Annotated in this window: 1 protein-coding gene; it reads left to right on the top strand. The window is 62.5% G+C overall.

Annotation, left to right across the window (positions count from 1 at the left end; translation table 11 throughout):
• Nucleotides 1-122 precede the first annotated feature (122 nt).
• The gene (locus A8O26_RS24045) at nucleotides 123-13,121 is read left to right on the top strand and encodes a non-ribosomal peptide synthetase (protein WP_064120207.1); all 12,999 of its coding nucleotides are present in this window, start codon (nucleotides 123-125) and stop codon (nucleotides 13,119-13,121) included.
• The last annotated feature ends 182 nt before the right edge of the window (nucleotides 13,122-13,303 follow it).

The raw sequence follows: 13,303 nt of genomic DNA, 5'->3' as shown, positions 1-13,303 counted from the left end.
CCGCCGCCAGACAGCATTGCGCAGCCTTGCGCGGTCGGCACAGACCGCGCCCTGCATGCCCTTGAAGGGCGTGACACAGCAACTCGATTCCACTCGCAAGCCGAATTCAGGCAGGAAACCTCATGACCGACGCGTTCGAACTCCCCAGCACCCTGGTCCAAGCCCTTCAGCGCCGCGCGGCCCTGACGCCGGATCAACTGGCCTTGCGTTTTCTTGCCGAAAACCCAGAGCAGGCTGTGGTACTCAGTTATCGCGAGCTGGATCAACGCGCGCGCGCCATTGCGGCAGCGTTGCAGGCCGAGGCTGGGTTCGGCGATCGCGCGGTGCTGCTGTTTCCCAGCGGCCCGGATTACGTCGCGGCGTTCTTTGGTTGCCTGTATGCCGGGGTTATCGCGGTGCCGGCCTATCCGCCGGAATCCGCGCGTCGTCACCATCAGGAACGCTTGTTGTCGATCATCGCCGACGCTGAACCACGCTTGCTGCTGACCAGCGCCGACCTGCGCGACACCTTGCAGCAGATCGAAGGTGCGCCGCCGCTGTTGTGCGTCGACACGCTCGACGGTGCACTGGCTGCAAACTGGCAGGAGCCGGCGCTGCCGCCCGACCACATCGCTTTCCTGCAATACACCTCCGGCTCGACTGCGCTGCCCAAAGGCGTGCAAGTCAGCCACGGCAATCTGGTCGCCAACGAGTTGCTGATTCGTCACGGTTTCGGCATTGATGTGAACCCGGACGACGTCATCGTCAGCTGGTTGCCGCTGTACCATGACATGGGTTTGATCGGTGGCTTGCTGCAGCCGATCTTCAGCGGTGTGCCGTGCATCCTGATGTCACCGGCGTACTTCCTCGGTCGGCCATTGCGCTGGCTCGAAGCGATCAGCCAATACGGTGGCACCATCAGCGGCGGGCCGGACTTCGCCTATCGCTTGTGCAGTGAACGGGTCAGTGAATCGGCGCTTGAACGTCTCGACCTGAGCCGCTGGCGCGTCGCCTATTCCGGTTCCGAGCCGATTCGCCTCGACACGCTGGAGCGTTTCGCCGAGAAGTTCGTGGCATGTGGCTTCAGCGAAGACAGTTTCATGGCTTCGTACGGTCTGGCCGAAGCCACACTGTTCGTCGCCGGCACCCCGCGCGGCACCGGCATCCCGGCGCTGCGCGTGGACGATCAGGCGCTGGCGCAAAACCGCGCCGAGCCGGGCGAGGGCAGCCCGATCATGAGCTGCGGCATCAGTCAGCCGGAACACGCGGTGTTGATCGTCGAGCCGAGCACGCTCGTAGAACTCGCCGATAACGCCGTCGGTGAAGTCTGGGCGGCCGGTCCGAGCATCGCCCACGGTTACTGGCGCAACCCCGAAGCCAGCGCCAAGACCTTCGTCCAGCATGCCGGTCGCACCTGGCTGCGCACCGGTGACCTGGGCTTTATGCGCGACGGTGAGCTGTTCATCACCGGGCGCCTGAAAGACATGCTCATCGTACGCGGCCACAACCTTTATCCGCAGGACATCGAGAAGACCGTCGAGAACGAATTGGAGGTGGTGCGCAAGGGGCGCGTCGCTGCGTTCGCGATCAATCAGAATGGCGAAGAAGGTATCGGCATTGCCGCGGAAATCAGCCGCAGCGTGCAGAAGATCCTTCCGCCGGAAGCGTTGATCAAAGCCATTCGCCAAGCCGTGGCCGAGGCTTATCAGCAAGCGCCGAGCGTGGTGGTGCTGCTCAATCCGGGTGCGCTGCCGAAAACTTCCAGCGGCAAATTGCAGCGTTCGGCGTGCCGCAATCGACTGGCCGATGGCAGCCTCGACAGTTACGCAGTATTCCCGACGACGGTAGCCGAAACCGCAGAGTCGGGCACCAACGCATCTGAGCTCGAAGCGCTGATTGGCAACATCTGGGCCGAGCAACTCAACGTCAAACAGGTCAACGCTGACGACCACTTCTTCCTGCTTGGCGGCAACTCGATCGCCGCCACGCAAGTGATTGCCAAGGTTCGCGAAGAACTTGGCCTTGAGCTGAATCTGCGTCTGCTGTTCGAAGCGCCGACGCTGGCCGAGTTCGCCGCAGCCGTAGCGCAACAGCAACAGGACGGCGGCAGTGCCCAAGGCGCAATCACCACGCTGTCGCGCAGCGAGCCGATGCCGCAATCGCTGGCGCAAAACCGCTTGTGGATCACCTGGCAACTCGACCCGCAGAGCAGCGCCTACAACATTCCCGGCGCGCTGCGCCTGCGTGGCGAACTCGACGAAGACGCCCTGCGCGCCAGCTTCCAGCAACTGATCGAACGTCACGAATCGCTGCGCACGCGCTTCTTTGAGCGCGACGGCGTCGCCCTGCAACAAGTCGATGCCACCGCCGAATTCAATCTGCAACTGATCGACATCAGCGACCTGCCGGCGCATGAGCGCGAAGCCCGTGCTCAGCAAATCCGCGAGGACGAAGCGCGCACTCAGTTCGACCTGGAAAAAGGCCCACTGCTGTGGGTGACGCTGGTGCGTCTCGACGACGAAGATCACCAACTACTGGTGACCCTGCACCACATCATCGCCGACGGCTGGTCGCTGAACGTATTGATCGACGAATTCTCGCGCCTGTATGCCGCCGCTTCGCAAGGCGTGACGGCCAGCCTTGCGCCACTGTCAACCCAGTACGCCGACTACGGCAGCTGGCAGCGCCAATGGCTGGCGCAAGGCGAGGGCGAGCGGCAGTTGGCGTACTGGAAAGCGCAGTTGGGCGACGAGCATCCAGCGCTGGAACTGGCCACCGATTACCCACGCTCCGCCAAGCAAACTCACAGCGCCGCACGCCACACGGTGCGTCTGGGCGTGAGCCTCAGCGATGCGATCCGCAACACGGCGCAGGCGCATCAATCGACGCCGTTCATGCTGCTGCTTTCGGCACTCCAGAGCCTGCTGCATCGCTACAGCGGTCAGCGCGATATCCGTATCGGCGTGCCGAATGCCAACCGTCCGCGCCTGGAAACCCAGGGCCTGATCGGCTTCTTCATCAACACCCAGGTGCTGCGCGCCGAGATCGATTCGCGTCTGTCGTTTGTCGACCTGCTGGCCCAAACCCGTGAAGCCGCACTCGGTGCCCAGGCGAACCAGGATCTGCCGTTCGAACAATTGCTCGAAGCCTTCCCGCAGGCCCGTGAACAAGGCTTGTTCCAGGTCATGTTCAACCACCAGCAGCGCGATCTGAGTGCGCTGAAGCGTCTGCCGGGTCTGCTCGCCGAAGAACTGCCGTGGCACAGCCGCGAGGCCAAGTTCGACCTGCAACTGCACAGCGAAGAAGACCGTAACGGTCGCCTGACCCTGTCGTTCGACTACGCCAGCGAATTGTTCGATGCCACGACCATTGCGCGTCTGGCCGAGCACTTCAGCAACCTGTTGCGCGAAGTTTGCCAACGGCCGGAACACGCCATCGGCGACCTGCAACTGCTCAGCGTCAGCGAACACGACCAGCAAAAAAACTGGAGCGTCGCACCGTGCACTGCGGCGCAACAATGGCTGCCGGAACTGCTCAACGAACAGGCACGCCTGACCCCGGAACGCACCGCGCTGGTATGGGAGCGCGGTAGCCTCGACTTCGCCGAACTGCACACCCAAGCCAACCGCCTCGCACACTATTTGCGCGACAAAGGCGTCGGCCCCGACGTTTGCGTGGCCATCGCCGCCGAGCGTTCGCCACAACTGCTGATCGGCCTGCTGGCGATCATCAAGGCCGGCGGCGCCTATGTGCCGCTGGACCCGGATTACCCGGCTGATCGCCTGGCTTACATGCTCAGCGACAGCGGAGTTGAACTGCTGCTGACCCAGACCGAATTGCTCGACCGTTTGCCGGCCAGCGACGGCGTCAGCGTGATCGCCATGGACGCGTTGCACCTGGAAAACTGGCCGAGCCAGGCGCCGGGCCTGCACTTGCACGGCGACAACCTCGCTTACGTGATTTACACCTCGGGTTCCACCGGCCAACCGAAAGGTGTTGGCAATACCCACGCGGCACTGGCCGAACGTCTGCAATGGATGCAGAACGCTTACGCGCTGAATGAAACGGATGTGCTGATGCAAAAGGCCCCGATCAGTTTCGACGTGTCGGTGTGGGAATGCTTCTGGCCACTGATCACTGGCGCGCGTCTGCTGATCGCCGGCCCGGGTGAGCACCGCGACCCGCATCGCATCGCACAACTGGTTCAAGAATACGGCGTGACCACGCTGCACTTTGTGCCGCCACTGCTCTCGCTGTTCATCGACGAACCGCTGAGCGCCGAATGCACCAGCCTGCGCCGGGTCTTTTCCGGTGGTGAAGCGCTGCCTGCCGAACTGCGCAACCGTGTGTTGGCGCAACTGCCGGCGGTGCAATTGCACAACCGTTACGGCCCGACCGAAACCGCGATCAACGTCACCCATTGGCATTGCACCACTGCCGATGGCGAGCGCTCGCCGATCGGCCGTCCGCTGGGTAACGTGATTTGCCGCGTGCTCGACGCCGACCTCAATCCCGTGCCGGCGGGTGTGCCGGGTGAACTGTGCATCAGCGGCATCGGTCTGGCCCGCGGTTATCTCGGTCGTCCAGCGTTGACCGCTGAACGCTTTGTCGTCGATCCGCTGGGCGAGCAGGGCGCGCGTTTGTACCGCACCGGCGACCGTGCGCGCTGGACCGCCGATGGCGTCATCGAATACCTTGGCCGCCTCGATCAACAGGTCAAATTGCGTGGCTTCCGCGTCGAACCGGAAGAAATCGAGGCGCGTCTGCTCGCCCAGGACGGCGTCGCCCATGCCGTGGTGCTGGTGCGCGAAACCGCTGCCGGCGCGCAGCTGATTGGCTACTTCACCGCGACCGATGCCAGTGAAAATCCTGACGAGCAAAGCGCTCGCCTGAAAACCGCTCTGGCCGCCGAATTGCCGGAATACATGGTCCCGGCGCAACTGATGCGCCTGGATGCAATGCCCCTCAGCCCCAGCGGCAAACTCGACCGTCGCGCCTTGCCGGAGCCGCAATGGCAAGTACGTGAACACGTTGAACCGGTGACTGAGCTGGAACAGCGGATCGCCGCGATCTGGCGCGAAGTGCTCGGCCTGCCCCAAGTCGGCCTGCGCGACGACTTCTTCGCCCTCGGCGGCCACTCGCTGCTGGCCACGCAAATCATCTCGCGCACCCGTCAGGCCTGTGACGTCGAACTGCCGTTGCGCGCGTTGTTCGAGCACAGCGAACTCGGTGATTTCGCCGAGCAGATCCGTCTGATCCAGGCCAGCGGCCGCACCAACAAACAGCCACCGATCGACAAGGTTGATCGCAGCAAACCAGTACCGTTGTCGTACTCGCAACAGCGCATGTGGTTCCTCTGGCAGATGGAACCGGACAGCCCGGCGTACAACGTTGGCGGCATGGCGCGCTTGCGTGGCGTGTTGCATGTCGAGCGTTTCGAGTTGGCGTTGCAAGCGCTGATTTTGCGTCACGAAACCCTGCGCACCACGTTCCCGAGTGTCGACGGCGTTGCGCGTCAGCAGGTGCATGCCGAGACCGGCGTACGCATGGGCTGGAAGGATTTCTCCAAATTTGCCGCTGATGTGCGCGAGCAGAAAGTTCAGCAACTGGCCGATGAAGAAGCGCATCTGCCGTTCGACCTGGAAACCGGCCCGCTGCTGCGTGCCTGTCTGGTGAAGACCGCCGAGCACGAGCATTACTTCGTCCTGACCCTGCACCACATCGTCACCGAAGGCTGGGCGATGGATATTTTCGCCCGCGAACTCAGTGCGTTGTACGAAGCGTTTGTCGATGATCGCGATTCGCCGCTCGAACCGTTGCCGGTGCAATACCTCGACTACAGCGTCTGGCAGCGCAACTGGCTGGAATCCGGCGAGCGTCAGCGTCAACTCGATTACTGGACCGCACAGCTGGGTCGCGAGCATCCGCTGCTGGAATTGCCGGGCGACCGTCCGCGTCCGCCGGTGCAAAGCCATCAGGGTGAGCTGTTCCGTTTCGATCTGAGCGACGACCTCGCCGCGCGCGTTCGTGCATTCAATGCGCAAAACGGTCTGACCCTGTTCATGACCATGACTGCCGCGCTCGCCACGCTGCTTTACCGCTACAGCGGCCAGACCGATCTGCGCATCGGCGCGCCGGTGGCCAACCGCATTCGTCCGGAAAGCGAAGGACTGATCGGGGCGTTCCTCAACACTCAAGTGCTGCGTTGCCAGCTCGACGGCATGATGTCGGTCGGCGAATTGTTTGAGCAGGTGCGCCACACCGTGATCGAAGGCCAGTCGCATCAGGATCTGCCGTTCGATCATCTGGTTGAAGCCTTGCAGCCACCGCGCAGCGCCGCGTACAACCCGCTGTTCCAGGTGATGTGCAACGTGCAGCGCTGGGAATTCCAGCAGAGCCGCATGCTCGCCGGCATGACCGTCGAGTACCTGGCCAACGATGCGCGGGCGACCAAGTTCGACCTTAACCTTGAGGTCACCGACCTCGACCATCGCCTCGGTTGCTGCCTGACGTACAGCACCGATTTGTTCGATGAGCCGACCATCGCGCGCATGGCCAAACATTGGCGCAACCTGCTCGAAGCGCTGATCGCCGATCCGCAACAGCGCCTCAGTGAACTGCCGCTGCTTGATCAGCCCGAACAACAGCAGTTGCTCGACAGCCTCGGCATCGAGCCGGGCGAGCATCGTCTCGATCAGTGCATCCATCACCTGTTCGCCGAGCAGGCATTGGCGCGCAAAGACGCGCCGGCCCTGACTTTCGCCGGGCAAACCCTGAGCTACGCCGAGCTCGACGCCCGTGCCAATCGTCTGGCCTGGGCCCTGCGTGAGCGTGGTGTCGGCCCGCAAGTGCGGGTTGGTCTGGCGCTGGAGCGTTCGCTGGAAATGGTCATCGGCCTGCTGGCAATTCTCAAGGCTGGCGGCGCCTATGTGCCGCTGGACCCGGAATACCCGCTCGACCGGCTGCATTACATGATCGAAGACAGCCGCATCGGCCTGCTGCTCAGTGATCGCGCCATGTTCAAAGCCCTTGGCGATCTGCCGCCAGGCGTGGCGCGCTGGTGCCTGGAAGAGGACAGCGCAGCGCTCGCTGATTATCCGGCCAGCGAGCTGCCATTTATCAGCCTGCCGCAGCATCAGGCGTACCTGATTTACACCTCGGGTTCGACCGGCAAACCGAAAGGCGTGGTGGTCTCCCACGGCGAAATCGCCATGCACTGCCAAGCGGTAATCGAGCGTTTCGGCATGCGCCCCGACGACTGCGAACTGCACTTTTATTCGATCAACTTCGATGCCGCGACCGAGCGTCTGCTGGTGCCGCTGCTCAGCGGCGCGCAGGTGGTGTTGCGTGCGCAAGGTCAGTGGGACGCGGAAGAAATCTGCGGTTTGATCCGCACGCATAAAATCAACGTGCTCGGTTTCACCCCGAGCTACGGCAGCCAGTTGGCGCAGTTCCTGTCGACGCAAAACGAAATCCTCCCGGTGCGGATGATCATCACCGGCGGCGAAGCGTTGACCGGCGAGCACCTGCAACGGATTCGCGCAGCGTTCAAACCGTCGATGTTCTTCAACGCTTACGGGCCGACCGAGACGGTAGTCATGCCGCTGGCCAGTCTGGCGCCGGAGGTGCTGGAAGAGGGCGCCGGCAGTGTGCCGATCGGCAGCGTGATGGGTGCGCGGGTGGCGTACATTCTCGACGCCGATCTGGCGCTGGTGCCGCGAGGCGCGACCGGTGAATTGTTCGTTGGCGGCGCCGGTCTGGCGCAGGCCTATCACGACCGCCCGGGCATTACCGCAGAACGCTTTGTCGCTGACCCGTTCGCCGCCGATGGCGGGCGCATGTACCGCACCGGCGACCTGGTGCGCCAGCGTGCCGATGGACTGGTGGAATACCTGGGGCGGATCGACCATCAGGTGAAAATCCGTGGTTTCCGTATCGAGCTGGGCGAAATCGAAACGCGCCTGCTCGATCACGATTCGATCCGCGAAGCTGTGGTGCTGGCACTGGATGCACCGAGCGGCAAACAACTGGTTGGCTATCTCGTCACCGAAGTCGCCGAGCAAAGCGAAGTCAAACAGGCCGAGTTGCGCGACGCCCTCAAGGCGCACCTCAAGGCACAACTGCCGGATTACATGGTGCCGACGCATCTGATTCTGCTGGCGAGCATGCCGCTGACCGCCAACGGCAAACTCGACCGTCGCGCCTTGCCGGCGCCGGACCCTGAGCTCAATCGTCAGGACTACGTCGCGCCGAGCAACGAACTGGAGCAGACCCTGGCGCAGATCTGGTGTGAGGTGCTCAACGTCGAGCAGGTCGGCCTCAACGACAACTTCTTTGAGCTGGGCGGCGACTCGATTCTGTCGATTCAAGTGGTCAGCCGTGCACGCCAGCAAGGCATTCATTTCAGCCCGCGCGATCTGTTCCAGCATCAGACTGTGCAGACCCTCGCGGCGGTAGCCAGTCGCACCGAGCAGGTGACGGCCGAGCAAGGTCTGGTGGTTGGCGAATCGGCGCTGACGCCGATTCAGCATTGGTTCTTCGACACCGATATTCCAGAGCGTCAGCACTGGAATCAGGCGCTGTTGCTGGAGCCGACTGCAACCCTCGAACCGCATCGTCTGGAACAAGCGTTGCTGGCGGTGATCGAGCAACACGACGCCTTGCGTCTGCGCTTCACCGAGGCCAGCGGCCAATGGCAGGCTACGCACCAAGCCGCCTCCGATGCACCGGTGTTGTGGCAAGTGCGCGTCACCTCGATGGACAAGTGCGAAGCGCTGTTCGCCGATGCCCAGCGCAGTCTCGACCTTGAGCAAGGCCCGTTGGTGCGTGCCGTGCTGGTTGATGGTCCTGAAGGCCAGCAACGCCTGTTCATCGCGATTCATCACTTGGTGGTCGATGGCGTTTCGTGGCGCGTGTTGCTCGACGATCTGCAAACTGTGTATCGCCAACTCGACGCCGAACAAGCGGTGAAGCTGCCGGCGAAAACCAGTGCTTTCAAGGACTGGACGGCGCGTTTGCAGGCTTACGCCGGCAGCGAATCCCTGCGCGAAGAACTCGACTGGTGGCAGACCCAACTGGCCGGCCCGAACGCCGATCTGCCATGTGAAAACCCGCAGGGCGGCCAGCAGAATCGCCACGCGCAAACCGTCAGCGTGCGACTGGATGCCGAGCACACCAAGCAGTTGTTGCAACAGGCACCGGCCGCTTATCGCACGCAGGTCAACGACCTGCTGCTGACGGCATTGGCCCGCGTACTCTGCCGCTGGAGCGGGCAGCCGTCGGCACTGATTCAACTGGAAGGTCACGGCCGCGAAACCCTGTTCGACGAGATCGACCTGACCCGCACCGTCGGCTGGTTCACCAGCGCCTATCCATTGCGCCTGACACCGCACAACATCGAAGAAGCTGCCGGGCAGGGCGCTTCGATCAAAGCGATCAAGGAGCAACTTCGCGCCGTGCCGCACAAGGGCCTGGGTTATGGCGTGCTGCGTTATCTCGCCGATGACCTCAGCCAGCGCAGCATGGCCGCGCTGCCGAAGGCGCCGGTCACCTTCAACTACCTCGGCCAGTTCGACCAAAGCTTCGGCAGCGATGCGCTGTTCCGGCCGCTGGATGAGCCGGTCGGTGCCGCCCACGATCCGCACGCGCCATTGCCAAACGAGCTGAGTGTCGACAGTCAGGTTTACGGCGGTGAACTGCTGCTGCGCTGGACCTTCAGCGCCGAGCGTTACGAGACGCGAACCATCAACGATCTGGCTGATGCCTATCTCGGCGAGCTGCAAAGCCTGATCAGCCATTGCCTGCAAGATGAGGCCGGTGGCCTGACGCCGTCGGACTTCCCGCTGGCGAAACTGACTCAGGCGCAACTCGATGCCTTGCCGGTTCCCGTCGCGCACATCGAAGACGTCTATCCACTGACGCCGATGCAGGAAGGCATGTTGCTGCACACCTTGCTCGAACCGGGCACCGGTCTGTACTACATGCAGGATCGCTACCGCATCAACAGCGAACTCGACGCCGAGCGGTTCGCTCAGGCGTGGCAAGCGGTGATCGCCCGTCACGAAGCGTTGCGCGCGTCGTTCTGCTGGAACGTCGGCGAAGACATGCTGCAAGTGATTCACACCCCGGGTCGCACGCCGATCGAGTATTTGGACTGGAGCGCCATCGCTGAAACCGAACAGGAACCGAAGCTGCAAGCGCTGCTGAAAAGCGAGCGCGAGGCCGGTTTCGATCTGCTCAATCAGGCACCGTTCCACCTGCGCCTGATCAAGGTTGGCGCGGCGCGTTACTGGTTCATGATGAGCAACCACCACATCCTCATCGATGCCTGGTGCCGTTCGTTGCTGATGAATGACTTTTTCGAGATTTACACCGCGCTGGGTGAGGGGCGTGAAGCGCAACTCGCCGTGCCGCCGCGTTATCGCGATTACATCGGCTGGCTGCAACGCCAGAGCCTGGCCGAAGCGCGGCAGTGGTGGCAGCAGAACCTGCAAGGGTTTGAGCGCACCACGCCGATCCCGAGCGACCGTCCGTTCCTGCGCGAGCACGCTGGTGAAAGCGGCGGCATGATCGTCGGCGACCGCTACACCCGTCTGAATGTCGAGGACGGTGCGCGTCTGCGAGAACTGGCGCAGGCCCATCAACTGACCATCAACACGTTTGCTCAAGCAGCGTGGGCCTTGGTGCTGCGGCGTATGAGTGGCGATCGTGATGTGCTGTTCGGCGTTACCGTCGCCGGGCGCCCGGTGGAAATGCCGGAGATGCAGCGCACGGTTGGCCTGTTCATCAACAGTATTGCGCTGCGGGTGAAGATGCCTGCGGACGATCAGCGCAGCAGCGTGCGTCAGTGGTTGAGCGGTCTGCTCGACAGCAACATGCAGCTGCGCGAGTACGAATACCTGCCGCTGGTGAACATCCAGGAACAAAGCGAATTGCCGAAAGGTCAGCCGCTGTTCGACAGCCTGTTCGTCTTCGAAAACGCCCCGGTGGAAGTGTCGGTGCTGGATCGGGCGCAGAGCCTGAATGCAACCTCGGACTCAGGCCGCACGCACACCAATTTCCCGCTGACGGCGGTGTGCTACCCGGGCGATGACCTGGGTCTGCACCTGTCGTATGACCAGCGTTATTTCGATGAATCGACCATCGAGCGCATGCTCGGCGAGTTCAAACGTCTGCTGCTGGCGCTGGTCGATGGCTTCCATGGCGACATGGCCGATCTACCGCTGGTGGGCGTCGAGGAACAAGATTTCCTGCTGCACGGTTGCAACCAGAGTGCCCGCGATTATCCGCTGGAGCAGAGCTATGTCGCGCTGTTCGAAGCACAGGTTGCCGCGCATCCGCAGCGTATCGCCGCGACGTGCCTGAATCAGCAACAGAGCTACGCCGAGTTGAACCAGAATGCCAACCGTCTCGGCCATGCATTGGTTGCCGCCGGTGTGCAGATGGATCAGCCGGTGGCGCTACTCGCCGAACGTAACCTTGATCTGCTTGGCATGATCATCGGCAGCTTCAAGGCTGGCGCCGGTTATCTGCCACTCGATCCAGGCCTGCCAAGCCAGCGTCTGCAACGCATCATCGAGCTGAGCCGCACGCCTGTGCTGGTCTGCTCTAAAGCATGCTTTGAACAGGCGCAGACGTTGCTGGATGAATTCAGCTGCGCCAATCGCCCGCGCTTGCTGGTGTGGGAAGAGCTTCAGGCGGCGGCGATGTCTGCGCAGAACCTGGGCATCTATAGCGGCCCAGACAACCTCGCTTACGTGATCTACACCTCGGGCTCGACCGGCCTGCCGAAAGGCGTGATGGTCGAGCAACGCGGCATGCTCAATAACCAGTTGAGCAAGGTGCCGTATCTGAGCCTGAGCGATGCCGACGTGATCGCCCAGACCGCTTCGCAAAGCTTCGATATTTCGGTCTGGCAGTTCCTCGCCGCGCCATTGTTCGGGGCGCGAGTAGACATCGTGCCGAATACGATTGCCCACGATCCGCAAGGGTTGCTGGTGCATGTGCAGGCGCAGGGCATCACCGTGCTGGAGAGCGTGCCGTCGCTGATTCAAGGCATGCTCGCCGCGGATCGCCTGAGCCTCGATGGCTTGCGCTGGATGTTGCCGACCGGTGAGGCGATGCCGCCGGAACTCGCGCACCAATGGCTGCTGCGTTACCCGGACATCGGTCTGGTCAACGCTTATGGCCCGGCGGAATGCTCGGATGACGTGGCGTTCTTCCGTGTCGACATGGCCTCGACCCGCGGCAGTTACTTGCCGATCGGTACGCCGACCGACAACAACTTGCTCTATCTGGTCGATGGCGCGCTGGAACTGGTGCCGCTGGGTGCAGTGGGTGAGTTGTGCGTGGCGGGCACGGGCGTCGGTCGCGGTTATGTCAGCGATCCGCTGCGTACCGCGCCAGTGTTTGTGCCGAACCCGTTCGGTGCGCCGGGCGAGCGTCTGTATCGCACCGGTGACCTGGCGCGGCGTCGCAGCGACGGTGTGCTGGAGTACGTCGGCCGCGTTGACCATCAGGTGAAGATTCGCGGTTACCGCATCGAACTGGGTGAAATCGAAGCGCGTCTGCACGAACAACCCGAAGTGCGTGATGGCGCGGTCGGTGTGCAGGAAGGCGTCAACGGCAAGCACTTGGTCGGTTATCTGGTAGCGGCTGATAGCGCACTGAATCCGAGTGAACGACTGGAGCGAATCAAGCAGCGCCTGCGTGCCGAACTGCCGGAATACATGGTGCCGCTGCACTGGTTGTGGCTCGATCAGCTGCCGCTCAATGCCAACGGCAAACTTGATCGCAAAGCCCTGCCGGCGCTGGAAATCGGTCAGTTGCAGAGCCAGGATTATCTGGCGCCGCGCAATGAGCTGGAGCAGACGTTGGCGGACATTTGGGCCGAGGTGTTGAAGGTCGAGCAGGTCGGTGTGCGTGACAACTTCTTCGAACTGGGCGGACATTCGTTGCTGGCCACGCAGATCGCTTCGCGGGTACAGAAAACCCTGCAGCGTGATGTGCCGCTACGGGCGATGTTTGAGTGCAGCACGGTGGAAGAGTTGGCCGAGTACATCGATGGACTGGCGGCGAGTGATATCACTGAGGAGAAGGTTGATCGCTTGAATGATCTGATGGCGGAGCTGGAGGGCCTTTGATTCTTTAGTGCCTGCACTGGCCTCTTCGCGAGCAGGCTCGCTCCCACATTTGGTCCTGTGTACGCAGAACCAATGTGGGAGCGAGCTTGCTCGCGAAGGCGGCATCAGCATCAACACAAAAGGCATCATTTCCAATGTTGACGACCAGCAACCGGCAGCTCAGTCTGCCGGTTCTCTTTTTT

Origin of the sequence: Pseudomonas fluorescens (assembly GCF_001648775.1) — a bacterium.
In the GTDB taxonomy this organism is placed as follows: domain Bacteria; phylum Pseudomonadota; class Gammaproteobacteria; order Pseudomonadales; family Pseudomonadaceae; genus Aquipseudomonas; species Aquipseudomonas fluorescens_M.
Note: the sequence above shows the minus strand (reverse complement) of the source record. Positions and strands in the feature narration are given on the sequence as shown.